This is a genomic window from Burkholderiaceae bacterium DAT-1 (genome assembly GCA_019084025.1).
Classification (GTDB): domain Bacteria; phylum Pseudomonadota; class Gammaproteobacteria; order Burkholderiales; family Chitinimonadaceae; genus DAT-1.
This window is the reverse complement of the sequence record JAHRBI010000002.1, coordinates 279,173-305,256: the sequence shown is the minus strand read 5'-3', so window position 1 is coordinate 305,256 and position 26,084 is coordinate 279,173. Positions and strand designations below refer to the sequence as shown.

The 26,084-nt window shown below is 56.0% G+C and carries 19 protein-coding genes; 9 read left to right on the top strand and 10 right to left on the bottom strand.

Features of this window, described 5'->3' with window-relative positions:
- The first annotated feature begins 23 nt into the window (after positions 1 to 23).
- A complete protein-coding gene (locus KSF73_04610; protein MBV1774991.1) occupies positions 24 to 491 on the top strand; it encodes a hypothetical protein in 468 nt (155 codons plus the stop codon).
- Here the strand turns inward: KSF73_04610 and KSF73_04605 are convergent.
- Together KSF73_04605 and KSF73_04600 are read right to left on the bottom strand one after the other, a co-directional pair.
- Positions 488 to 1,843 carry a sigma-54 dependent transcriptional regulator gene (locus KSF73_04605; GenBank protein MBV1774990.1) on the bottom strand — a complete coding sequence of 452 codons (1,356 nt, stop codon included), beginning with the start codon at positions 1,841 to 1,843 and terminating at the stop codon, positions 488 to 490. The two genes, KSF73_04610 and KSF73_04605, sit on opposite strands and share 4 nt — an antisense overlap.
- Positions 1,840 to 3,420, bottom strand: a complete 1,581-nt coding sequence (locus tag KSF73_04600) for a PAS domain-containing protein (protein MBV1774989.1) — start codon at positions 3,418 to 3,420, stop codon at positions 1,840 to 1,842. The genes KSF73_04605 and KSF73_04600 overlap by 4 nt, the downstream gene beginning before the upstream one ends.
- 71 nt (positions 3,421 to 3,491) lie before the next feature.
- On the opposite strand from KSF73_04600, the gene yedA reads away from it, so the two are divergent.
- A complete protein-coding gene (gene yedA, locus KSF73_04595) occupies positions 3,492 to 4,352 on the top strand; it encodes a drug/metabolite exporter YedA (GenBank protein MBV1774988.1) in 861 nt (286 codons plus the stop codon).
- An 18-nt stretch (positions 4,353 to 4,370) separates the two neighbouring features.
- Here the strand turns inward: yedA and KSF73_04590 are convergent, their stop codons facing one another.
- From KSF73_04590 to KSF73_04575, 4 genes are all read right to left on the bottom strand, one after another.
- On the bottom strand, positions 4,371 to 6,608 hold the full coding sequence (locus tag KSF73_04590) for a TonB-dependent receptor (GenBank protein ID MBV1774987.1): 2,238 nt from the start codon (positions 6,606 to 6,608) through the stop codon (positions 4,371 to 4,373).
- Positions 6,609 to 7,010: 402 nt separating this feature from the next.
- Entirely contained in the window at positions 7,011 to 9,263 is a 2,253-nt protein-coding gene (locus tag KSF73_04585) for a TonB-dependent receptor (GenBank protein ID MBV1774986.1), read from the bottom strand.
- Between the two features lie 134 nt (positions 9,264 to 9,397).
- The gene (locus KSF73_04580) at positions 9,398 to 10,894 is read right to left on the bottom strand and encodes a diguanylate cyclase (GenBank protein MBV1774985.1); all 1,497 of its coding nucleotides are present in this window, start codon (positions 10,892 to 10,894) and stop codon (positions 9,398 to 9,400) included.
- A 194-nt stretch (positions 10,895 to 11,088) separates the two neighbouring features.
- Entirely contained in the window at positions 11,089 to 13,161 is a 2,073-nt protein-coding gene (locus KSF73_04575; GenBank protein MBV1774984.1) for a YgiQ family radical SAM protein, read from the bottom strand.
- 251 nt (positions 13,162 to 13,412) lie between these two features.
- Between KSF73_04575 and arsC the strand changes: the two genes are divergently transcribed.
- From arsC to KSF73_04555, 4 genes are all read left to right on the top strand, one after another.
- The gene (gene arsC, locus KSF73_04570) at positions 13,413 to 13,766 is read left to right on the top strand and encodes an arsenate reductase (glutaredoxin) (protein MBV1774983.1); all 354 of its coding nucleotides are present in this window, start codon (positions 13,413 to 13,415) and stop codon (positions 13,764 to 13,766) included.
- A gap of 81 nt (positions 13,767 to 13,847) precedes the next feature.
- Complete coding sequence (locus KSF73_04565) at positions 13,848 to 15,047, top strand: winged helix DNA-binding domain-containing protein (protein MBV1774982.1); 1,200 nt, start codon at positions 13,848 to 13,850, stop codon at positions 15,045 to 15,047.
- A gap of 150 nt (positions 15,048 to 15,197) precedes the next feature.
- Positions 15,198 to 15,560 carry a hypothetical protein gene (locus KSF73_04560; GenBank protein ID MBV1774981.1) on the top strand — a complete coding sequence of 121 codons (363 nt, stop codon included), beginning with the start codon at positions 15,198 to 15,200 and terminating at the stop codon, positions 15,558 to 15,560.
- Between the two features lie 110 nt (positions 15,561 to 15,670).
- Positions 15,671 to 17,398 (top strand): DUF4105 domain-containing protein, encoded by a 1,728-nt coding sequence (locus KSF73_04555; protein MBV1774980.1) that lies wholly within the window; start codon positions 15,671 to 15,673, stop codon positions 17,396 to 17,398.
- Between the two features lie 138 nt (positions 17,399 to 17,536).
- Here KSF73_04555 and KSF73_04550 read toward each other — a convergent pair whose 3' ends face one another.
- Both KSF73_04550 and KSF73_04545 read right to left on the bottom strand, forming a co-directional pair.
- The gene (locus KSF73_04550; GenBank protein ID MBV1774979.1) at positions 17,537 to 18,496 is read right to left on the bottom strand and encodes a peptidoglycan-binding protein; all 960 of its coding nucleotides are present in this window, start codon (positions 18,494 to 18,496) and stop codon (positions 17,537 to 17,539) included.
- 281 nt (positions 18,497 to 18,777) lie between these two features.
- The gene (locus tag KSF73_04545) at positions 18,778 to 19,605 is read right to left on the bottom strand and encodes an SAM-dependent methyltransferase (protein ID MBV1774978.1); all 828 of its coding nucleotides are present in this window, start codon (positions 19,603 to 19,605) and stop codon (positions 18,778 to 18,780) included.
- Positions 19,606 to 19,736: 131 nt separating this feature from the next.
- Here KSF73_04545 and KSF73_04540 point away from each other — a divergent pair, with 131 nt between their 5' ends.
- Complete coding sequence (locus KSF73_04540) at positions 19,737 to 19,952, top strand: SlyX family protein (GenBank protein MBV1774977.1); 216 nt, start codon at positions 19,737 to 19,739, stop codon at positions 19,950 to 19,952.
- On the opposite strand, the gene KSF73_04535 is transcribed toward KSF73_04540, so the two are convergent.
- Positions 19,949 to 20,878 (bottom strand): DUF1853 family protein, encoded by a 930-nt coding sequence (locus tag KSF73_04535; protein MBV1774976.1) that lies wholly within the window; start codon positions 20,876 to 20,878, stop codon positions 19,949 to 19,951. The genes KSF73_04540 and KSF73_04535 overlap by 4 nt on opposite strands.
- Before the next feature lie 98 nt (positions 20,879 to 20,976).
- Here KSF73_04535 and KSF73_04530 point away from each other — a divergent pair, with 98 nt between their 5' ends.
- Both KSF73_04530 and KSF73_04525 read left to right on the top strand, forming a co-directional pair.
- A complete protein-coding gene (locus tag KSF73_04530) occupies positions 20,977 to 21,465 on the top strand; it encodes an energy transducer TonB (protein ID MBV1774975.1) in 489 nt (162 codons plus the stop codon).
- A 79-nt stretch (positions 21,466 to 21,544) separates the two neighbouring features.
- Positions 21,545 to 22,252, top strand: coding sequence for a PepSY domain-containing protein (locus tag KSF73_04525; protein MBV1774974.1), 708 nt, complete (start codon positions 21,545 to 21,547; stop codon positions 22,250 to 22,252).
- 54 nt (positions 22,253 to 22,306) lie between these two features.
- On the opposite strand, the gene metH is transcribed toward KSF73_04525, so the two are convergent.
- Positions 22,307 to 25,987 carry a methionine synthase gene (gene metH / locus KSF73_04520; GenBank protein MBV1774973.1) on the bottom strand — a complete coding sequence of 1,227 codons (3,681 nt, stop codon included), beginning with the start codon at positions 25,985 to 25,987 and terminating at the stop codon, positions 22,307 to 22,309.
- Between the last annotated feature and the right edge of the window lie 97 nt (positions 25,988 to 26,084).

Below are 26,084 nucleotides of genomic sequence, written 5' to 3'. Positions count from 1 at the left end.
CATGCCATTCATGCAAGATCATCATGCGCCGTCTGCTGTTCCTGCTGCCATTTTTCTGTGCGATACCTGCGCAGGCCGTATCGTCCCATTTCGTTGATGTGGTCGAGCAGGGATTGCTGTGCCATTCGGAATGGTCGACCGAATACTGGATCAGCTATATGAACCAGAACCTGAATGCCCCGTTGCGTGACTGGGGACAGGCACGCTGGTGGCAAAGTGGCGGCGCCACATTAGGCGGTGTGCCGTCAATCGAGGTATTTGTAAACCGGCCGGACGCCAAGGCCTATATGATTGGCGCTCTGTTCTCGCAGGAACTGAAGCAGGTCAAAGACACCATCGAGAAAAACCAGAAAATCCGCTTTAAGGAAGTAAAAGGCGTGGATGGCGTACGCTGGATTACGCCCGAGGCCAGCGTACTGGTGGCCGTCGCCAGCCCCACCCCGCAGACCAAATGGTATTGTGCGCGGTGGATGCTGGGAAATCGGCCTTAATTGATCCCCAGCCGCTCCATCCGGTAGCGCAATGAACGGAAGGTTACACCCAGCACTTTGGCCGCCTGGGTGCGATTAAACCGAGTACGCTCCAGCGCCTGCAGAATTGCATCCTTTTCTACAGCATCGAGGTATTCCTGCAGCGGAACCTGACCACCCGCAGCGCTCTCGATTCCCAGCTCTGTTGCATCGACATTGCGCAGCTGCAAATCATCCGGCTGGATGCTCTTGCCATCACAGAGTGCCAGCGCCCGCTCCAGAATATTTTCCAGTTCGCGTACATTGCCCGGAAAATCGTAAGCATCAAGCGCCCGTCGGGCAGCTTCGCTGAATTGCGGTGTAGCCATGCCATTCTGTGCCGCCAACCGCGCCAGCAACGCCACTGCAATCGGCTGGATATCTTCACGGCGCTCGCGCAGGGCGGGCATGTGCAGCTCGATCACATTCAGACGGTAATATAAATCCTGACGGAAGCGCCCTTCCTCCACACAGCGCCCCAGATTCTGGTGCGTGGCACAGATGATGCGCACATCCACCGGAATTTCCTTGGTATCCCCTACGCGGCGCACGCGTTTTTCCTGAATCACGCGCAGCAGCTTGACCTGCATGGGCAGCGGCAAATCTGCCACCTCATCGAGAAACAGGGTGCCACCATCCGCCGCTTGAAAGAAGCCGTCGCGATCCGCATCCGCGCCAGTAAACGCGCCTTTGCGGTAGCCAAAGAATTCGCTTTCCATCAGATTTTCGGGAATCGCGCCGCAGTTCACCGGCACAAAAGGCTTGTCTGTCCGGTTGGATTTTTCGTGGATCAAGCGGGCTGCCCGTTCCTTGCCCGAGCCCGACTCACCCGTCACATAGACGGGTGCCTGGCTGCGTGCCAGCCGCTCGATCAAGTCCAGTGCGGCCTGCATGGCGCTCGATTCACCCAGGAAAGGACGATCACCAGCCTCGGGCACATGGACAGGTACCGCATCGGTTCGCAAGGCTGAGCGCACCAGGGTGCGCAACTGATCGAGCGATACCGGCTTGGTGAGGTAGTCAAACGCCCCGGCCTTCAGCACTTCAACCGCATTGTCGAGACTGCCAAACGCAGTAATGACGGCAACCGGCACATCCAGCCCGCTGCGCTGGATATGCTGAACCACGTCAAGCCCATTGCCGTTACCCAGCTTCATATCTGTCAGACACAGATCAATGCCGCCCTCATCCAGACGGATCATGGCCGAGGGGGCATCCAGCGCACTCTCGACATCCAAGCCCATTTTCAGGATGGTCAGCTCCATCAGCTCGCGCAGATCGGGCTCATCGTCCACAATCAGGACGCGCGGAACGGTTCGGATTCGTTTACTCATGAATAGTCAGTACCAAAATGAATTCGGAAACAGGCGCCACTACTTTGCGGCACATATTCCAATGTAGCTTCGTTTGCCGCACACAGCTCCCGCGCAATATACAGCCCCAGTCCGGTACCCTTGGCATCGGTGGTGAAAAACGGCTCGAACAATTGCGGAATCAGGTCGGATGGCACACCGGCGCCATCGTCGATCACATCCAGCATCCAACCCGATTCGGACGACGTCACCACGATGCGCACGCTACCCTCAAGGCGATGCGAATAACGCCAGGCATTGCGACAGAGATTCCACATCACCTGCTGCAATTGCTGAGGATCAAAAGACATTTGTGCCAGCACGGGACATTCAAGCGCAATCGACACGTCGATATGTTCAAATTCGCGAAACTCAGCCAGAAAGCGTTCCAGCCAGTCATGCAGAATCACACGCACTGGCGTACGGCGATCGCGGCGACTGAGATCGAGTACAGAACGCACCAGCCCATCCAGTCGTGCCACGTTTTCCTGAATGATGCGCGTCAGTCTGCGCGTAGCGGCGTCGGCATCATCTTCGCCCAGCAACTGCGCCGCGTGACTAATCGCGCTGAGCGGATTGCGGATTTCATGCGCGATATTGGCCGTCAGGCGCCCCATGGCCGCTAATTTGATCTGCTCCGCTTCGCGGTGAATTTTGCCGATATCTTCCAGAAATACGATCAGTCCGGCGCCTTGCCCCACCGGCACAAAACGCGGTCGAACGGTTTGTCGAGTGGAAGGCACGGGCGTGATGGCCAGGGTGGAATCACCACGCTGCCATCCTTCAAGTGCCTCAATGACGGTGGGTGCAACGCGTCTGAGTGGAATGCCATTTGCCAGCATGCCGGGGCCGAGTAAGCGTTCAGCCTGCTGATTAAACTGGCGAATGACATGTTCGCTATCCACCACCAACACACCATCCGACACATCCTGAATCACAAATTGGTTAATTTCGGCCAGATTAGCGAGATCATGTCCGCGCTTTTCGGCGAGTATCTGCGACTCGGTTGCATACTGGGCAAGGCGATAAGCCAGTGTGGCCATAGCCATACATGCCAGCGCCAGCATCCCCACCTGAAAGAAATCGCTGCTTGGCGCATCTTGAAATATCACCCGGTAGCCCTGCTCAAGCAGTAAGGCAATGGCCGCCACGGATGCATTGAAAACAGCCGTTCGCCCTCGACTAATGATGGCTGCAGCTGCCAGCAAGGGCGGTAACAGCAGGCCGATCCCGGTATGGATGCCACCTGCCAGATGCATCAGCATGACGACAAACAGCGTATCTACGCTCATCTGGACGGTCAGCAACAGCTGGAACTGCACCATGCGTCGCCTTAAAGTAGCGGCCGCCATGACAGAAAACACAAGGTAAAGGATGCAGATGCTGGTAAACGTCCGTTCCAGATGCAGATTGCGCAGCACTTCCTTACTGACAAACAAGGAAGTAAACAGTAATCCGAGCCCCAGCAAAATCCGGAATACGTTTAATAATGCGGCCGAACGCCAGAATGAATCGGCAGCGGCACTGCGAGATTGCTCGCGAGTTTCCAGAAAATTCATGCGCGATCAAATAAGCCCGAATCAGGTAAAGCAGCAACTTTAACAGTTTGCCACCATGTTATGCTCACACCATGAATCAAATCCTGCTCCCGCTTTGCCTCGCTGCCACATGGCTGATTTGGGGCTCGACTTATCTAGGCATTCGTTTTGCACTGGAAAGCTTTCCGCCGTTTATGCTGTCTGGCATCCGTCACGTGATTGCGGGTGTCCTCATGCTGCTATTCATGCGCATGCGCAACATCCCGTTTCCAAACTGGAAGCAAACAGTCAATGCAGCCTTCATCGGCCTGTTGATGCTGACCGTGGGCAATGCGCTGGTGTGCGTCGCGGAAAAGAAAGTGGCATCGGGAGCGGCCGCGCTGATTGTGGCCGCGACGCCGATTCTAACCGTCATCGTGAATCTGTTTTTCCAGGTGCGCGCCAAAAGGCTCGAATGGATGGGGCTGATTGTGGGACTTGGCGGCCTGATTCTGATCAATTACGACCAGAGCCTGCAGGCCGAACCCTTTGCCACGATGCTGATATTTATCGCCTGCCTATCATGGGCGCTTGCAGGTGCCTTGATGCCTAGGCTGGATATGCCCTCGGGCGTAGCCAGCTCGACCGTACAAATGCTGGCCGGCGGCTTGAGTGCGCTGATCATCAGCGGGATACAGGGCGAACAGATTGGCACCGTGACGACTGCCGCCATCGGCGCGCTGGCCTGGCTAACCATCTGTGGCTCCATGGTCGCGTATAGCGCCTATGTCTGGCTGCTGAAACATGCTCGACCGGCACTGGCGACCAGTTGCTGCTATGTCAATCCGGTCGTTGCACTCCTACTTGGCAATCTGCTTGCTCAGGAAGTGCTCACCCCACAGCTCATCGGCGGGGCGGGCATCACGCTAGCCGGCGTGGCGCTGATGGGGCTGGCGGCGCGCCGGGGCAGTTAACATGGATTGCCCAAGCGATCAGAACTTGATCTCCAGCCGTGCCGTCCAGGACGCATAAGACCGCGCACGTGTCTTCGCTGTCTGTTGCGCAACCTGATTGCTAGTCAGATAGTCCTGCCCTAGCAAATTGGCACCGGAGACATGCAACTGTACCGATGGACTCATGCGCCACAGTGCATACAGATCGAATACCCGCTTGGCACTCTGGGTATAAACCTGTTGATCGGTCTGATTCACACTAAAGTCGGGTGTCCAGTTGTAATTGCCGCCCAGCGTAATGGGCAGGCTGCGCAAGCGGTAATCCAGTCCGAGATTCGCCGTGGCGGATGGTTGCTGGTCGATCCGGTTGTACGGCCCGCTTACCCCTTCCACGCTCGACTGAAACAGGCTCACATTGCTGCGCACATCCAGCGGGATCGCCGTCTCCAGTATCTCTTCGAGACGGAATTTAGCCTCTAGCTCGATGCCGCGCGTCACCGCCGTGCCGACATTCTGCTTCTGGTTCACCCAGCGCCATGCGGGATCGCCCGGAATGTCCTGCTGCAGGCTGCGCACACTGCGCATCAAGTTCTGGATGGTGCGATTAAACACGCTGATGCTCAGCAATCCGCCGGTATCGAAATAGTGCTCGAAGGCAACATCGACACCTGTCGCTAACTCTGGCTTGAGATCGGGATTACCCATTGAGTCAGGCGAGGTGGGCGAATTATTGAGGCTATACGATGGCCTGGCGATCAAGTCTGCCAGCGCCGGTGATCGATAGCTGCGGGTCAGGCTGGCACGCACCTGATCCTTGGGATGTCCCGGGATACGCCATACCGCATGCAACAGGGGACTCCACACACTGCTCTGATTGCTGACCTGTGTGCCGTTACGATCACTTTCAGTCTGGATACCTTCCCAGCGCAATCCGGCGTAGGCCGACCACTGCGGATTGATATTCCATTCATCCTGCGCAAACAGGGCCACACGGCTGGTGCGTGCGTCAAGATTGTCGCCAGAATCAGGAAACAGTGTCTGGCCATCCACCACTTGATGGCGTGTTTGCTCACGCCGGGCAAACTCCAGATCCCAGCCCGCAGCCAGCTGATGCGATTCACCCAGTGGCTGCGTATATTTTCCACCCGTACTCAGGCTGGTTTCCCGCGTATCGCTATGATCGCTTTGCGTTCGCAAGGGCGTACCGTGCAGATCGAACTGACTGCGGAAGCTGTCACTGCCCATGTCGCTCAGCCCTACACTCAGACGTACCTGCAACTTGGCATCGTCTGCCATTTTGTGTTGCCATGTCGTAAAGGTACGCGCCATCGTCGTCCGGCTAACCGTTTGCGATTCGGCACGCGCAAAGGCATTTGGCTGCACAGGGCCGTATAGTCCGGTTTCATCGCCCTGCCCGATATGATCGACATGATTACTCATGAAGAAAGGCTGAATGTTCAGGGTATCTCCCCCCTCCAGCTTCCAGGTCAGTCGCGGGGTGAAATGAATGCCTTCGCTGCGTCCGCGCGGTTCATCGTGCTGTTGATAGGCAAACGGTTCACCCGTCAGTCGGTCGACACCCTGTGTTGTGACCAAGGTGTCATTGGCCTGATTGTTCCGCATGATGGTGGCCGACAGGCTATAGCTGAATGCGCCGTGGTGATCATCCTTCTGAATGACGGCATTCGACGACATATGACCCAGTTCTGCGGTAGCCGAAAGCTTGATCGAACTGTCCGACTTACGAAAATCTTCTCGCAGAATGATGTTGATGCTGCCAGCAATCGCACGGGTGCTGTGTTCGGCTACGGGTGCGCGATATACCTCGATCCGTTCGATCTGATCGGGGGACAGCGAATCCATTGAAAAGCCACGCGGCGCCGGTTCGCCATTGATCATGATATGGGTATAGCCATTGCCCATCCCGCGCATGCGAATATCGCCACCGCGACCGGGGCGGCCGGATACTGTTACGCCGGGCAGACGCTTGAGCATCTCGCCTACACTGTTATCGCCGTAACGATCCAGCTCCTCGCGGCTAAACACCAGTTTGGAAGCGGTCGCACTGCGGCGCTCATCAGTATCGCGATTGCGGCTGCCATCAATCCGGATGGCATCGACTCGTCTGGAAGCACTCTCTCTATCTGCGGCCTGCTTCGGGCGATCAGACGAGGCACCTACCTCGTCGCTTTGAGTCGGCGAGTCTTCTGCGGACGCAGACGCCAGCGCCGCGAGCAATAGGGCGATTGAATAGCAGGGAACGGCGGACAGACGCATGATGTATCAGGGTTGAGGGCAGGATACGCGCCAGTATTTCATGTTATCGAAACACGAGTATGTCGTGACTTGTAAACAACCTTTACAGCCTACGTCTCGCCTCATGTCTGAAGACCGCATGAAAAAAAGCAGGGTGGCAATTGCCACCCTGCTTTATCCGCTCAAGCTCGCCGGGAATCCCCTGATACTCGTCGGCACTGTTATATGCCGGAACGGTCTTGCCTCTATGGGCAACGCATTCCGACATCCTCCTCGCTCATTTCGTCAGCAGGCTGTTCGCTTGCTGACGGGGAACATCATGTCACACTGATTTACTAATACGAAACACTTTGCGACGAAATGCGACCTTGAAGGACAAGTGACGAAACGAGTGGAACAGGCGTCTAAGCGCCTTGGTTTTCCTCAGAATTTATACTCAAACGTGACCCGTGCACCTGCTGTAGTGGCATTTTTCGACGACAGGAATTCATCATACCCATTGCCCAAATAATGGGACTGGCTATTGTATTGCTGATGCAGCACATTGCTCAGTGCCAGCCTCACCTGCGCCTGCGCGGAGACCTTGTACAGTCCATACACATCCAGCGTGCGTTTGACCGATGACTCACTACGCTGCTGGCTTGACACTTGTATTGGCCCCGCCCCTTGCAGCGACAGGCTTGCGCCCCATGTCACCGGCACGGTCGCCAGCTTCCAGTCAAAGCCGATATTTGCACTATACGGCGTCTGGGAATCCAGACGATTATCCGGCCCCGGGATATAGTCGACATGCGACCAGTAACGCGACGCGCTCACGCGCAGATCGACAGCCGGTGCATCATCCATAAACTCGGCCAGTCGAGACTTCAGTTCCAGTTCAATGCCACGTACCTGGGCCTTACCTACATTTTCCGGACGATTCACCCAGCGGCCATCTACCTTGGAAGTGAGATTGCGCATCAGATCATCCACATTGCGGGCAAACACGCTCACCGACATCATGCCACCCTGACTCAGGTAATGCTCGTAGGCTACATCCAGACCCCAGGCAAGCTCGGGTTGCAATTGCGGGTTACCAGCTGAATCGGGCGTCAGCGGTGTGTTTTCCAGCGCCAGCTGCGGACGCGCCATCAACGATGAGGTTTGCGGAGCGCGGTAGGTTCGCGAAATGCCCACACGCACCTGATCACGGCTTTCGCCCTCCCCCAGACGCCACATTGACTGAAGCAAGGGGCTTAAAACATTTGCGCGATTATCGACATTGGCCTGAGCATTGCTGCCACTCTTGGTATTCAGTGTTTCCCAGCGCAGCCCGCCATAGATTGACCACTTCTTGCTGATCTCCCACTCATCCTGGGCAAACAGCGCCAAACGAGAGACATCTGCGGTGAAACCGGTTCCCAAATTGGCGTTTTGCAGTACACCATTGTCGACAGTCGTTGCATCCTGCACACGACGACTCCATGCACCATCCCAACCAATCGCCAGAGCATGGGCTTCACGCCAAGGGGTGGAATACTTGCCACCTGCGGTAAAGCCATAATCTTCAGCCGTGCTGCGAGTCAGACGATCCAGCGCAGGATGACTACCGCGTCCATCGGTTTCCAGCTCGGTTTTGGCGTAATTTCGGTTGTAGTTCACACCAAATTTGGCATCAATCTTGGCACCATCATCAAATCGGCGAACCCAGTTCAGATTGCTGCGCACCATTGACGAACCACCGGTATTGGCACTTTCGCTGTCCAGATAGGCTGGCAGTGGCCCAGACATCACATGTGTCTGGCTGTCGGAATCATTCTTCGAATGACTCAGATTCACAAATGATTGCCATGTCAGATTATTGGCGTTACCCAGACGCCAGTTGAGGCGTGGTGCAATATTGAACCCGACACCATCGCCATAGCTGTGCGATTCGGCCTCGCGGTTCACCCGGCCTGCCGGTTCCAGCCCCTGTACGGCGCTTGTCCCGTCCCAGCGATAGCTATAGCGATAGAAGCCTGAATTGACCGCATAGGAAAACGGGCCATCCTGATCGGACAATTGCAGGTTCAAACCGCCATTGTATTTGCCGTTGTCCTCGCCTACGCCAGCCTTGATTTCATGCTGGGCACGCTTGATTTTCTCTTTCAGGACAATATTGATGCCGCCAGCAATGGCCTGGGTGCTGAACTCGGCAGTGGGCGAACGCATGATTTCGATGCGTTCCACCATCTCGGGCGAAAGCGAATCCAGCGAGAACCCGGGGGGCGCCGGTTCGCCATTGATCATGATCTGGGTGTAGCCACTGCCCAGCCCGCGCATGCGAATTTCACCGCCACGACCCGGTGTGCCGCCAAGGGTGACTCCCGGAAGACGCTTGAGTACATCACCCAGATTGCTATCGCCATACTTTACTACTTCATCGTGATTCACCACGATTTTCGATGCGGTGGACTGACGACGTTCGTCTACATTGCTCGCACCTTTGATCTCGATGGCATCCACCTTGCCGGCGGCCTTCGCTCTGGCGGCATCCTCGACCTTAAGCGATGGCTTCTTCACATCGGCGGATGGCACCGACTGTCCCTCTGCGGGCGCATCTGCAGCCACTGCATTCAGCGCAGAGGCAACAGCCCATGACAACAGGGCGAATCGTGGAAGTGGCAAAAAACGGACTGCGGCGTACATCTTCGACATGGCAAACAATCGCTAGATCAGATCAAAAGAGACTGCTAGCTTGCCATGCTTATATGAAAATTCCGACATCCGTGCGATAAGCTGCCTTTTCTCTTGATCAAACCCTTATTTAATCGAATGGATGGAAACCGGGTTTACACCTGTTGTCCTTGCCAGGCGACTTCAACGATTAAGGTCTGCACACGATTCCGGCCATGCAACTTGGCCTGGTACAGTGCCTGATCGGCCAGCTCGATCAGCTGTGGTAGTTCGATGTCGTGCCCGGGCTGCCATACAGCCACACCAATACTCGCGGTAACTACTTTAAACGGGGAAGCGGCATGCGGATGAGCTTGGCGTTGCAACTCATTGCACATGGTCTCTGCACGTGCCAGCGCAGCATCCAGATTCATACCCGGTGCGATCAGGGCAAACTCCTCGCCACCATATCGGGCAACCAGGTCTTCCGGACGCCGCATCCAGCTCATCAGCACACCGGCAACACGCTTCAGACAGACATCGCCTGCGGGATGGCCGTAATGATCGTTATACAGCTTGAAGAAATCGACATCGACCAGAGCAACGGCAAGCGGCTTCTGATCGCGGTGGGCGCGAAGCCACTCCTCCTGCATCACTTCGTCAAAATGACGGCGATTCGCGAGTCCCGTCATACTGTCGGTGATACTGAGTACCGAGAGCTTGTCATTCACTTCTTCAAGCTCGCGTGTTCGTTCGCGCACCTTGCTCTCAAGCCGGTTATTCAGTGCACGCTGATCACTGATCAGAATGGCGAACCCCATGCCGATGATGCTTAAGGTCAGAATAAATTCCTGTGTACGCAGCATCTCAACATGGGCATTTTCATCGCCAAAGGGCTTATGCCCGGTTGTTTGTGCCCATGCAGTCGCAATAGAGATGATGGCGACTGCAAGCGATGTCCACTTGCGATCGAAGCGAGCCGCCATCCACAGGATACTTGGCAATAGCAGGTTAGGCGTCAGCAAGGCACCAAACCGCGCCAGTCCTGCTCCAGAGAAGATCAGCACGCCAAGCAAGATACTCAGCACAAGCACTACTTGGTCGATCCAGGTTGTGCGCGGTTTTTCATCTGTGGGTTTAAACAGCAGAAGCAGCATTGGGGTATAGATCAGCAATCCCAATCCGTTGCCGTACCACCAGAGTTGCACCAGCGTGAGGTAAGGCGTGGTCACACCGGGCTGCAAACTCAAGCCAAACCCGGCCACGACACTATTGCAGAGCGCCCCCAGAAACGGCCCGACTACGACAAATTTTCCGAAATCCTGGATTCGTTCAAGACGCGTGGACACGCCAGCGCGTTGAAGCAGGACATAGCTCAGACCCACTTCGAAGAGATTGCAGGCCGCTAAGGAAAAAGCGAGACCCACGGGAAAGACAGACAACTTGCCCAGCACATCGGAGGCAAAGGTCAGTAAAGCCAGCCCCCAGCGATGCGGCCCTTCATATAACAGCAAGGCAGCCAGCAAGACTGCATTGGGCAACCAGACAACTACTTCCTTTTCTGGTGTCAGGGCGCACATAAACGTGGCCTGAGTGCTCAGTAGATGCAGGACGGCCACACCAACACACAGTAGACGGCCCGACTGACTACCCATTCCCCTCAACGCATTCATGCCCAACATCATCCGGCAATCGACAGTCGCGTCATTGTAATCGTCAACGATTGTGCATCCACGATAAATTTGATCCAATCAGCCGGATCACGGCTGGTTCGTTGGCATCCACACCACACATCAAAATCATCAGGACAAAAGTGCAATTAAGTCATTCAAATGAATGACTTAATCAAGTACACGTTACTGACCTATTAGCGCTTCTTGCTGACGCGCCCATTAATAATCGGCTGGCGCGCCTTTTTCACCGGTGGCCGTGCCTGTGTAGTGGCACGACCATTGCCGCCCTGACGCCCCATCACATTGCCCGGCGGAATCAGATGATGCGGACCAGTACCGATCAGATCGCCACGTCCCATGTCGAGCAAAGCCTGACGCAGCAGCGGATGATTGTGCGGATCGTGATAACGCAGGAAAGCCTTGTGCAGCTTCCGCGTCGCCAGATCACGCACCACTTCTACCTTTTCCGAGCTGCGGCTGAGCTTACGCAGCGGATTGCGGCGGGTGTGCCACATGGTGGTCGCCAGCGCCATCGGTGTCGGGGTAAAGGTCTGCACCTGATCCGGGCGGAACTTATTCTTCTTCAGCCACAGCGCCAGATTCAGCATATCTTCCAGCGTGGTACCCGGATGCGCGGCGATAAAGTACGGGATCAGATACTGCTCTTTACCCGCTTCCTTGGAGAACTTGTCGAACAGCTTGCGGAATTTCTCGAAGGTGCCGATACCCGGCTTCATCATCTTGCTGAGGGTGTTTTCCTCGGTGTGCTCCGGCGCAATCTTTAGGTAGCCGGACACATGATGCGTCACCAGCTCCTTCACGTATTCCGGCGATTCGGCCGCCAGATCGTAGCGCACGCCCGAACCGATGGTGATGCGCTTCACGCCCTTGATCGCACGCGCCTTGCGGTACAGCTCGATCAGCGAGCTGTGGTCGGTATTTAGATTTTCGCAGATGTCCGGATACACACAGGACAGCTTGCGGCAGGCCTGTTCAATCTTCTTGTCCTTGCAGGACAGGCGATACATATTAGCGGTCGGCCCACCCAGATCGGTAATGTGGCCGGTAAAGCCCGGCGTTTTATCGCGGATTTCCTCGATTTCGCGCAGGATGCTTTCGTGCGAGCGGCTCTGGATGATGCGACCTTCGTGCTCGGTAATCGAACAGAAGGTACATCCGCCAAAGCAGCCACGCATGATGTTCACAGAGTGCTTGATCATCTCCCAGGCCGGAATATGCGCCTTGCCATAGGCTGGATGCGGGTTGCGCTCGTAATGCAGGCCGAAGATATAGTCCATTTCCGGTGTTTCCAACGGAATGGGAGGCGGGGTCATCCACACATCACGGTCGCCATGCAGCTGAACCATGGCGCGGGCGTTGCCCGGATTCGACTCTAGATGCAGTACGCGGCTGGCATGGGCATATAGCACCGGATCATGGGCGACGGCTTCATACGCCGGAATCCGCACCACGCACTTTTGCTTGGCATCGAGCTTGGCGCGCATGCGCTCGGCCTTGGAAATGATACGGACAGGTTGTGCACCGTCAGGCAGTTCAGCTGCTTTTTCGACGGCGGGTTCCATGGCATAGGGATCGATATGCGCGTCGATGCGGCCCGGCACGTCGACGGTTGTCGAATCTTCTTCGCTCCAGCTTTCATCCGGACGCCAGCCATGTGGCACCATGAAAGCCGTACCACGTACATTGCGAATCTCGGACAGCTTTTCGCCATTGGCAGCGCGGCGGGCAATCTCGACTAGCGCGCGTTCGGCATTACCAAACAGCAGAATATCAGCCTTGCTGGTGACCAGTACCGAGGCGCGCACCTTTTCGCTCCAGTAATCAAACTGGGCGATGCGGCGCAGACTGGCCTCAATGCCACCGGCCATCACCTGTACGCCCGGGTAAGCTTCACGCACCTTCTGGCAGTACACCGACAGCGCGCGATCCGGACGCTTGTCTGCTTCGGCATTCGGCGTATAAGCATCGTCCGAACGCGGTTTGCGGTCCGCCGTGTAACGGTTGACCATGGAATCCATATTGCCGGCCGTCACGCCAAAAAACAGGCGCGGCTTGCCCAGTACCTTGAAGGCACTGGTATCGCGCCAGTCCGGCTGGGCAATAATGCCCACACGCAGGCCCTGCGCTTCCAGCAGTCGCCCGATCAGCGCCATGCCAAATGAAGGATGATCGATATAGGCGTCACCCGTCACCAGAATCACATCGCATTCATCCCAGCCCAGTTTGTCCATTTCTTTGCGGGACATCGGCAGGAAAGGTGCGGGCGTCAAGGGCTGAACGCCTTCTGGCAGGGAGTAAATCGGGGTCACGGACATGGATCAAGCTTCATTTGGGGCCAAGCCTGCCATTTTCGCATGCATTTCTGTTTTAATCCAAGTAAATTCCCTTCGGATTCATACCCTTACCGATAAAAGGGTTGATCAATCAGGGAGATGCACCGCACATGGCGATCACTCACGGTAAAATGCTGCCCATCACACCCCCACTGGATCGATCCATGTCCATCACGCTCTACCACAATCCGCGCTGCTCCAAATCCCGCGAAGCCTGTACCTTATTGAACGAACGCGGCATCACCTACACCACCGTCCACTATCTGGACACCCCGCCTGATGCGGCCACGCTGGCCACCCTGCTCGATCAACTAGGTCTCAGCGATCCGCGTGAGATGATGCGCAAGAAGGAGGCCGAATACGCCGAGCTTGGGCTTGATCGCGCCGAGCTGACACGTGACGATCTGATTCAGGCCATGGTCAGCCATCCGCGCCTGATCGAACGGCCGATTCTGGTAAAGGATGGCCGCGCCGTGATTGCGCGGCCGCAGGAGAAGGTGTTTGAGTTGCTGGATTAAGCGCGCCGCAGCGGTTGTTTTCTCGCACAGCTGCGCGCGTCCGCTCACCATGCGGCGCGCAGCTGCCCTATCATGACGCGCATGACACCGCACCTCTCCCTCCAGTCCGTCCGCACCCTGCACCTTGCTGCGCAAGGCCTGCTTACCCCCGCTCGCAGAAAAGCCACCAAGGCCGATGTGTTAGCTAGCATCCGCCGCATGTCCGCGCTGCAGATCGATACGATTAGCGTGGTAGCGCGCAGCCCGTGGCTGGTCTTGTTCAGTCGCTTGGGTGCATTCGAGCCAGACTGGCTGCCGGAACTACTGGCGGAGGGCAAGCTCTTCGAATACTGGTCGCACGAGGCCTGCTTTCTGCCGATCGAGGACTACGGCCTGTACCGCCACCGCATGATCGACCCAGGTTCGATGGGCTGGAAATACTCGCACAGCTTTCGCGAACAGCATGCGGACGTGGTGGCGCGGGTACTCGACCATATTCGCGTGCATGGACCGGCCAAATCCTCGCACTTCGAGCGAGCGGATGATCGTAAATCCAATGGCTGGTGGGACTGGAAACCGGAAAAGCGTGCACTGGAAATTCTCTACACTGCAGGCGACCTGATGGTGCGCCGCCGTGAAAGTTTCCAGCGCGTATATGACCTGCGCGAGCGGGTGTTGCCGGACTGGGACGACGCACGGGATTTGCAGGACAACCCAACGGTGGACGCCGAACTGGTGCGACTGTCGCTGAAAGCGCTGGGCGCCGCCAAATCGGAATGGATTGCCGATTATTTCCGCATGAAGCGCCTGAAGCCCGCGCCCATCCTGCATGCGCTGGTGGAATCCGGAGAGGCTGTGAAATGCTGGTGCCCCGAGTTGCATGCACATGTGTATGTCCATGCCGATGTCGCGCCTTTGATTGCGGAGGCGGAATCAGGTGCCGTGCAATCCACCGTCACGGCGCTGCTCTCGCCCTTTGATCCCGTGGTATGGGATCGCAAGCGGGCGCTCGAGCTCTTCGGATTTGATTACCGCATCGAGTGCTACACCCCTGCCCCCAAGCGGCAATATGGCTACTTTGTGCTACCCATCCTGCATCGAGGGAAGTTAATCGGGCGATTGGATGCCAAGGCACATCGCAAGGAAGGGATCTTCGAGGTGAAGGCTTTCTACCTTGAGGATGGCATGAAGATGGGGAAAGGCATGCAGGCCGATATCGAGAAGGCATTGCAGCGGATGGCGGACTGGCATGGGACGCCGGTGTTGCGGTGGACATCCGCATTTTTACGGTCTTTTAGCTGAGCTTTTGATGCAACATATGTAAATATTATTTGGTGATATTGTTTCTAGTTGTGTAAAGTTGCGCCCCTTGCACGGTTCTATGCAACCGGCATGTCGAGCACAGCTCGAAATCACATGACACAAAATTCGATAATAATCGAGGAATATAGAATGAAACTGGCAAGCACACTGGCACTGGCAGCTGTTATTGGTCTGAGCGGTTGCGCGACGATCCTGAACGAACCGACTCAAACTGTGAACGTGTCCAGCTCGACCGGTTCCCCGATCAAGGGCTCCATCGATGGTACCCCGTTTACCGCTCCTGGCCCGGTTCAAGTGAAGCGCGCCAACGCCAACAAGGTTGTGATCGTTGAAACCGACGGCTGCGCACAGCAAACCGTGATGGAAAAGAGCGTGGATACCAAGTTCTTCATCAACATCCTGTCCGGCGGCGCATTCGGTTCGACTACCGACTACACCACCGAAAAGATGTGGAAGTACAACGATAGCGTTGTTGTATCGTGCAGCAAGTAAGCAATTTGCTGAACATTGCAAAGAAAAGCGGCTTGATTGCCGCTTTTTTTTGCCTGATTTCGTCATTCTGCCATGCACAATCCCCAGCCAATTCAGATTGGATTGGGCGCATGGATGCATTGCATCTGGATCAGCATCCTCGCTGGCATGCGCTGCTGCATTATGATGGCCAGAAGCTCAATATCCGCGACCCGGCCTTCCTGTTAAGCGGCGTCGATGGCACACCGCGTGCAGAATTGCTTGCGACAGTTCAGGCACTCTATGGCAATGACCCCAATATGGTCTGCCGTTTCCCTGCGCGCTACGAATGGCTCCGCAGCCAGTTTGACTTGCCCGAACTTCCCCTGCAGGCCTGCACTGAGATTCAAGAGTTTGAACAGCGCGCACCATCGGATCGAATCGTACTCGTATTTGCCAGTGAAAATGTGGTGCAACCGTCCAGCATGATGGGCCACGCATTCCTGAAGCTGGAGCATGTCAATCCGGATCTCACCACCAACAGCCACGGCATCTCCTTCTTTACCGAGGCCCAGACGCTAAATTTTCCGAAACTGATGTTCGACAGTACAGTGACTGGCAAACCGGGCTTTTTCCAGCTCGGACCGTATCAGGCCATGCTCGCGAACTATCTGAACCATGAACAGCGTACCATCTGGGAATTCCCGATCAAGCTGTCTGCAGCTGACTTGCATCTGCTACGTATGCATCTGATTGAGCTAAAGCATGCCAAGCTGACCTATTTTTTTCAGGATTACAATTGCGCCACAGTGGTCAATTTCATCCTGGCAGTTGGCAATCCGGCGATCGATACGCATGCGGCATGGCTAGCCCCCGTTGATGTGGTCAAACGCGTACAGACAGCGAACGCAGCCGATGATGCAATCGTTGTCCCACCACCAAGAACCGCCGTACGAGTACTTGGCAGCCAGCTTGATGCTGCAATGCTGTCCAGCCTCCATCTGACAATACGTGGTCAGCGCAATCTGCCCGAACAGTTATCTGACGACACCGATCAGGCATTTATTGCCGCGCGTTTCGCTCAGGTTTACAACGATTATCTGCTCGATCGTGGCGACATCAGCACGGAGCAGCATCACGCGACCGCAGCACAGCTCAAGCCGATCCTGAACGGCGTTCATGCGGATCGCACCTTGAATCTAACCGATGAAGGTAATCCCGCTGCCACACCGGGCAAATCGCAGATTCGCTCAGGCTTCATTCGCGATGCAGGAGCATCGCAATGGACATTGGGCATGATGCCGACTTCGCATCAGTTATCGGATGATAATCGCCGGTATGGCGCGGAAAACGCACTGTCGCTATTCGATACACAGCTCAAGTACATACCGGATCGCCATCTGCTGACACTGGATTATCTGACGATTTATGGCGCACGTTCGCATATTCCCTACGATACCTTAGCAGGCGGTATGTCGGGCGAGTTCCGTATGGCGATTGAAGACACGTTCAACGGCCAGCTTGAAGCACGGAGAATGTTCAATCTGGGCGGGGGGATCGGCCTCAGCACACGCGTCGGGCGCGATATGGACCTGTATATGCTGAGCGGTGGAAAACTGGCGATGCAGCCTCGTTATCTCGCGCCACAAGTGTCGCTCGAAGCCGGGCTGATTCTGCGCGAAGTGTTCAATATGAAAAGTATTGTTTCTATCCGGCGTACGCATGGCTGGCATGTGCTGGCGGGCGACTACAGCGAGGCGACCTGGACGCAATCGACCTATTTAAGCAAGCAGTGGTCGCTTCAAGCAACCGTCGGGATACGTCAACATGCTGACCAGGGAGCATGGCGAAGCGGGATTGAGCTGAAGCGACTGTTTTGATGTCGTTAGATAAAACAAGATAAATGCATAAAACAAAGCCAGCAACATCGCTGGCTTTGTTCCCACTTACGAAGATATGCAAATTAACCGGATTATGCCCACCCCATTACGAGGGATGAATGAGGCAGGCCAATCAGTTTATTTCAATGCCTGAACAGTGGCAGCATCCAGATTGCCGGAAGCCGGAATGCCGCGTGCTTGCTGGAATGCCTTGAGTTGGGTAATCATCTTCTTGCCCATCTTGCCGTCAGGTGTGCCAACCGGGAATCCGAGATCATTCAGTCGTCCCTGAGCCTCTTTGACAGTCATCGATTGGGATGCTGCGGGTTTGGATGATGCTGCTTGTCCAGCAGGCTGGTTCGCACCCTGCACGGCCAGGTTGCCACCTGTTCCCAACCCACCCTGAACATGCTGCGCCTTATAGTTTTTCACTGATGTCACGATGCCGTTGTATGCATCCATGAAGGCAGCCACTACCACCTTACCTTCAGCGGTGTTCGCATACCCGCCGCCAATCGCGCCGAACCCGCCCCCCAGCAGACCACCCAGGCCGCCAAAGTCCCAATTCTTGGCACTGCCTTCACTGGCTGCCAATTGCACACCAGAGCGATTGTCGACCAGCGTCAGAAGCGTACTGGCTTCCTTGGATTTCATGCTGCCAGCAGCCAGCGCACCGACCGGGCCCAGCAAACCACCAATCATGGCACCCGCGCCACCTGCATTATTGTTCGAAAAAGTAATGGTTGGGCTCAGCGAGTAGTCGGCAGAAACCATCTGGCCTTTGCCGAAATTAGATTCGTTACGCAGCTCACCGGATTGATTGAGCTGACGTTCTTGCATCATATTACCCATGGCTGCACCGCGATCCACGATCACGAAGCAGTTGGATTGCTGAATCATCAGCTTCAAAACAGGCGTGGTCGGGCCCAGTTTGTACATGGCCAAGGACTGGAACCAGGGTGCAGTTTTGTCTTCCACAACAGCCAAGGTGCCCAGCGACGTATCACAATGTGCCAGCTTCGAATTGGCGCCCTGGCTGTTTGCGCCTCCAGCCGAACCAGTTGCCTCTGTTTTCGCATCGGCATTACCCATTTGCATATTGGCACAGCCGCTCAGTACCAGCGCCGCCGACAGTACCCCGAATGACAAACCCTTGCGCAGCGTATTCAATTTTCACTCCCGGAATTATCGATATGTCCATTAAATATCATTCAGATGCCCGATAAGCGCTTGACCGATCGAAGCAAATGCCAAATGAATACCAGAACACCAATATATCCATGCCACAATGATTTCGTCATCGCAGGGAGGCAAGAATTAGGGTAAAACGATACACCTGTTCAAATATAAGGAAATGGCTATTGACAATGCCATTATGATTATGCCGGCAAATAGAACCGTGTCTTAAGTGACGCCAGCCCGAACTCATCCAGAATCGCCTTGAGTCGATCAGCAGGCGCGCGACGTTTCTGCCCGGTATGCGTAGCAATAATCAGTTCGTTCTTCATCGAGTGCTCCCAGCCGACCAGCTCTGTCACATTCAGCTTGTAACCATGTGCTTCGAGCTGCAGACAGCGCAGCACATTGGTGAGGTGACTGCCAAATTCGCGCGTGTGGATCGGGTGGCGCCAGATCTCGGTAAGCGGCGAAGCCAGCTGCGTGCCTTTGTGCTTGCGCAAAGCCGCAGCCACTTCCGCCTGGCAGCAGGGCACAAGCACAATATGCTTAGCCTGTTTGGCCAAGGCAAACGCAATGGCATCGTCGGTGGCCGTATTACAGGCGTGCAACGCGGTCACCACATCCACGGTGTCTGGCAATGCAGTTGACTGCGTGGACTCGGCGACCGACAGATTCAAAAAGGACATCCCTTTGAACCCCAGGCGTGTGGCCAGTTCGGTGGAGCGCGTCACCAGTTCGTCTCGCGTTTCGATGCCGTAGATTTGGCCCTCGGGTGCCTGCTCTTTAAAGAACAGATCGTACAGAATGAAGCCGAGATAGGATTTACCCGCGCCATGATCGACCAGCGTGACACCCGGATGCCGCGATAACACTTCCTTCAGCAGCGGCTCGATAAACTGGAACAAGTGATACACCTGCTTGAGCTTGCGGCGGCTATCCTGATTCATTTTGCCGTCGCGCGTCAGGATGTGCAGTTCTTTCAGCAGTTCGATGGACTGGCCGGGGCGGACTTCGTACTTGTCGGTCATGGGTGTGCTCTCGGGATCAACCTGTCATTTTACCCGTAGTTGCACACTTTCCAATGCATCCTCTCGTCAAATCATGCAGACACATTCTATGCGCACCCTGTTATAGTCCGCCCGACGACGAAGGAAGCAACATGAACGAACCAAGCACAGACGACCGAATCACCGAACTCGAAATCCGCCTGGCCCTGCAAGATGATCTGGTCGATGAGCTTAATCGGATGGTCGCCACACAGCAGCGCCAGCTCGAATGGCTGTATCAGGAAATGAAACGTCTGCAGGATATGCAACGCGCCAATCCGGGACAAAGCGGCATCTCGTTGCGTGACGAGATCCCACCCCACTACTAATGATCAATCTCATCTAGCAATTGATCGAGCTTAACCGGGTCTGGCCACCCATCTGGCAGCACCAAACCACGGGCAAGCTCGCAGCCGCCAGCATCAGGTGGCGCATACTCCGCAAGCATGATGGGGCGCTGTAATTGACATGACTGCACGCGTTTCTGCACTGTTGCCAAGACTTCCGCTACATCCGTGCCAGTACGTGGCGCCATCCATTCATGCCTTGCCAGAATCCGCCAACGGGAATCTATAGAATGAGAAGGCCATGGCTCACCCGCATGCCGCCACCAGCCCTTCAGGTGAGCCGGATTCAACAGGCAGCTAACAGGTATCTCTGACGGATTGCGATAGAAAATCCATCCTTTTATCCACGCCAGACTATCAGCCGCGTGATCTATCCCCAGCATGGACTGAACGTCCTCGCGCTGGGTTAATTGCAATTGGTGCCTTTGCAATTTTCGCAGCTTCAGTATCAGGGCATCGCGCAGGCCGGGGCCAATGTAGTCCACTCGGTGTTTTTGCTCAAACGCAATGTAGATCTTAACGGAGAGCTCGATATGCAGCAGTTGCGCATCCGGCCATCTGATCAAGAAATCAAGCTCGCCTAAAGTCCGACCGTTCTGCTTGAGGGTGTGCTGAGCTGCCAACACCTTGAGATCGGGTAGCCGCGCTAGATGATGCTGCATTAAGTGCTCTGCATATCGCCCAAGGCGCGGGGGGATGTCTTCCGCTACAGCGAACGGAGGGGGATACGCCAGATCAAACCCGCGGAGCAACGTCTCTCCAATCTGCCTACACCGCTCGGCATCCAGTGTGACTAACTGGGGGGATGTGAGGAGCCAGCGCGTATCATCCAAAAACATACTGAAAAGAATGCCTTTTAAGTCATTGATTTTACGTCCATCACTAAAATGAACACATTCGCTGCTCAAATCCTGCAGTTCATCGCAGCCCCATCGCGTTCACGCAGGACATCCCCTTAAATAGGCATACATTGATCAACCCAATGGATACTTAATTAGGAGGATGTATGAAGCACGCACTTATCGCATCAGCCCTGCTCTTGGCTCTGGGCGCGGAAGCACAGGCAAGCTATTCAGTGAAGCATAATAGCGCCGTTACAGGCTCCAATGTGACCAAACATTTTGCACTATCCGATATCCCATTTGATGGACAATTCAAGGTGTGGGATCAGCAAGCACAATCCAACTTACTCCAAAAGTATCCAGGCACACATGCTGATTTCACACCGCCGCTGCCGGTCGATAGCTTCCGAGTGCCTTTGCAGGAATTGGATAGCCAACTGCAATCAGCTGCGCTGGATGTAACTGGTCGATTGCGCATTCGCTACTCAGTCAATGCATCTGGCCAGACTGAACGTGTTGAACTGCTTGATGCCCCGACTCAGGAAACAGCAGCTTTTGCACTGAAAACACTCTCCAAAATCAAATTTACGCCTGCGAAATGCGGTTCAGATGCGTGCGCCAGCTTTTATGAGCTGGATGTGGAATTACGCTGACCCGCGTGATGCGAAAGGTGACAGCTGGCCGCGCACACGCTAGGCTTGCGCACTTCAGGTTATTTCCCTGGCTGTCACCATGCGCTGGTCACCCTTTCTGTTCAAATGGCATCGCCGACTCGGCTATATCGTTGCCATTCAAGTATTTCTCTGGTTGCTAGGCGGAACCTTATTCGCGCTGATGCCCTTTGCAGATTGGGTTAAAGCAGAAGCCAGCGTACGTAAGCCCGTACTGCACGTCACTGCGCCACCCGCCGCTTTGCCGGCTCTTCCAGACGGTATGCAGCAGATTCAAGCGGTTCAGACTGCCACAGGCGCCGCATGGAAAGTTAAAGCACCTCACTCGGTTCAGATGCTTGACTGGCACACCGGACAGCCCCTGCCCGCCGCCCCCGACGAGTCGGCCATTCGCCGTTTTGCGCAATCCCTGTATCTTGGCAGCAGCGCGATTGAGCAGAGCACACGGCTCGATACCCTCCCGGTTCGACTCGGCATGGTGCAGGAAATCCGCGCCAAGCCACCCGTCTGGCAGGTACGTTTTGATGATGCGCTCAAAACGCGAATGTACTTTGATGCGCGCACGGGCGAATTCATCGGTGCACGCAACAATGCATGGGTGCTCTACGACTTTTTCTGGCGGCTACACGTAATGGACTATAGCGAAGGCGAAGACTTCAACAACCCGCTCCTGCGCGTGGCCTCCGTGCTGGGCTTGCTGCTGTGTATCAGCGGGATGGGGATGCTGGGACTTTCGATGGCGAGAATGTGGCGGCGGAAGCACCACTAACCATCTCCCGCGCCAAAGCCTTGGCGCGGGGTGAAGTGACAATTCAAAAACGGCTTACGCCAGATTCGGCGCCAGATCGCGTTCAGCCTGCTCGATGCTGACCCCACGACGGCGCGCGTAATCGCCGAGCTGATCGCGGTCGATCTTGCCCACCGCAAAATACTGCGACTGCGGATGGCTGAAGTAGAGACCGCTCACCGCGGCGGTTGGCAGCATGGCGTAGCCTTCGGTCAGCGTCATGCCGATGGATGGCGCATCCAGCACCTTGAACAGATCCACCTTGGTGGTGTGATCCGGGCAGGCAGGATAGCCCGGCGCCGGACGAATGCCCTGATAGCGCTCGTCGATCAGCGCGTCGTTGTCGAGTGTTTCATCGGCAGCATAGCCCCACAGTTCGCGGCGAATCTTCGTATGCATCAGTTCGGCAAAGGCCTCGGCCAGACGATCCGCCAGCGCCTTCACCATGATGGCGCTGTAATCGTCGCCTGCCGCTTCGAAGCGCGTCACATGCGGCTCGATATTGAGCCCGGCGGTGACTGCAAACAAGCCCACGTAATCATTCGTTGGCGCCACAAAGTCGGCCAGACACCAGTTCGGCTTGCCTTCGGCTTTCTTGTTCTGCTGGCGCAGGGCATGCATGCGCATTTGCTCAGTTTGGCCATCTTCGCTCAGGATCACGATATCGTCGCGCTCGCGCTGCGCCGGGAAGATGCCGATCAGGCCATTGGCCTGCACCCAGTTTTCGGCAATCATCTGCTTCAGCATGGCCTGACCTTCGGCGAACAGTTCGCGTGCCTGCGGCCCGACCACCTCGTCATCCAGAATGCGCGGGTATTTGCCAAACAGCTCCCATGCATTGAAGAAGGGGCTCCAGTCGATGTAGTCGGCGATTTCGGCCAGCGGATAAGCTTCGAAGCGTGTGATGCCGATCTTGTTCGGCTTGGGCGGCTGATAGCCCGCCCAGTCGAACTTGAAGCCATTGGCGCGCGCGGCTTCAATCGGCAGCAAATCAGCCTTGCCCTTGTTGGCATGGATGGTACGGATATTGTCGTACTCGGCCTGCACACCTGCCACGAACTCGTCGCGCAAGGTATCGGAGAGCAAATTCGAACACACCCCCACCGCACGCGAGGCATCCGGCACATACACCACCGGCCCCTGATAATTCGGGGAGATTTTCACCGCAGTGTGCACCTTGGACGTCGTCGCACCACCAATCAGCAGCGGAATATCAAAGCCCTGACGCTGCATTTCCTTGGCCACGTGGGCCATTTCTTCCAGCGACGGCGTGATCAGACCGGAGAGCCCGATGATGTCGGCCTTGTGTTCGCGGGCGGCATCGAGAATCGTCTGGCACGGCACCATCACGCCTAGATCGATCACCTTGTAGTTATTACAGCGCAGCACCACGCCAACAATATTCTTGCCGATATCGTGCACGTCGCCCTTGACGGTCGCCATGATGATCACGCCCTTGGCAGGCGCATCGGCCAGCCCCAGACGGATTTTTTCTTCCTCGATAAAGGGCTCCAGATGCGCGACGGCTGCCTTCATCACACGGGCGGATTTCACCACCTGCGGCAGGAACATCTTGCCTGCGCCAAACAGATCGCCCACCACATTCATACCATCCATCAGCGGGCCTTCGATCACATGGATCGGACGCTCGGATTTGAGGCGGACTTCTTCGGTATCTTCGACGATATAGGTGGTAATGCCCTTGATCAGCGCATGCTCGAGACGCTTCTCCACGGGGAGCTGACGCCAGCTCAGGTCTTCGCCCTGCTTCTGCGCAATATCGCCCTTGAAGCGTTCGGCAATCGCGATCAGATGCTCGGTCGCATCGCCGCCATCGCGGGGCGCACGCATCAGCACCACATCTTCGATGCGCTCGCGCAGCTCGGCGTCGACCTCTTCGTACACTTCCAGCGCACCGGCATTCACAATGCCCATGCTCATGCCGCGCTGGATGGCGTGGTACAGGAACACAGCGTGGATCGCCTCGCGCACCTTGTTATTGCCACGGAAGGAGAACGAGACATTGGACACACCGCCGGAAATCTTGGCGTGCGGCAGGTTCTGCTTGATCCAGCCAGTGGCTTCAATGAAGTCCAGACCGTAGCGGGCGTGTTCTTCAATGCCGGTCGCCACGGCAAAGATATTCGGATCGAAGATGATGTCTTCCGGTGGGAAGCCCACCACTTCGGTCAGCAATTGATAGGATCGCTGGCAAATCTCCACTTTGCGCGCAAAGGTATCCGCCTGCCCCACCGTATCGAAGGCCATGACGATCACGGCGGCGCCATAGGCACGCACCTTGCGGGCGTGCTCCAGGAAGATGTCTTCGCCTTCCTTCATGGAGATGGAATTGACGATGCCCTTGCCCTGAATGCATTTCAGACCCGCCTCGATCACTTCCCATTTGGACGAGTCGATCATGATGGGCACGCGGGCGATATCCGGCTCAGCCGCAATCAGATTCAGGAAACGCACCATGGCCGCGTGAGCGTCCAGCATGCCCTCGTCCATATTGATGTCGATCACTTGGGCGCCGTTTTCCACCTGCTGGCGCGCCACATCCAGCGCCGTGGCGTAGTCGCCTGCCAGAATCAGCTTGGCAAAGGCGCGCGAGCCGGTGACATTGGTGCGTTCGCCGACATTCACAAATAGGTCTTTATCGCCGATATTGAACGGCTCCAGACCGGACAGGCGCAGTTTCGGTTCGATGCTTGGGCGCACACGCGGCGAGATGCCATGGACGGCTTGCGCGATGGCAGCAATATGATCCGGCGTGGTGCCACAGCAGCCGCCGACAATATTGATCAGGCCGGATTCTGCCCATTCGCGCACCTGCACGCCCATGACTTCGGGCGAGAGATCATAGCCGCCAAATTCATTGGGCAGACCCGCATTGGCATGTACCGACACAAAGCTGGCCGATACCCGCGACATTTCTTCGACATAGGGGCGCAGCAAATCCGGCCCAAGCGCGCAATTCAGGCCAAAGCTCAGCGCATCGGCATGTGACAGCGAGTTGTAGAAGGCTTCGGTGGTCTGACCCGTCAGCGTACGGCCGGATTGATCGGTAATCGTGCCGGAAATCATCACCGGCAGCGGTTCGATATCTGGGTGGTCGGCAAAGAATTGCTTGATGGCGAACACCGCCGCCTTGGCGTTCAGCGTGTCGAAAATCGTTTCGACCAGCAGCAGGTCGGCGCCGCCATCCACGAGCCCCTGAATGGCTTCGGTATAGGCCACCACCAGTTCGTCAAAGCTGACATTGCGGTAGCCGGGGTCATTCACATCCGGGCTAATCGAGCAGGTGCGATTGGTCGGGCCCAAGACGCCCGCACAAAAGCGCGGTTTGTTTGGCGTTTTCGCCGTTTGCGCCACGCACAGGTCTTTGACCAGTCTCGCTGACGCGACATTCAGCTCGTAGGCCAGCGATTCCATACCATAATCGGCCATGGCGATACTGGTGGCGTTGAAGCTGTTGGTTTCGATGATGTCGGCGCCTGCATCGAGATAGGCCTGATGAATGCCGCCAATCACATCCGGACGAGTAATCACCAGCAGATCATTATTGCCTTTCAGATCGCTTGGCCAATCCTTGAACCGTTCGCCGCGATAGTCGGCCTCTTCGAGCCGGTGCCGCTGGATCATCGTCCCCATCCCGCCATCAAGAATCAGGATGCGTTGTTGCAAAAGGGCGGAAAGGGTAGCGAATCGGCTCATAGCGAAAACTTTGGACGAAATACGGAACATTTCAGTGTATCACCACCGTTTGCGCAAGCTGGTGAATGATTTCTACTGACTACATGAATTTGATTCA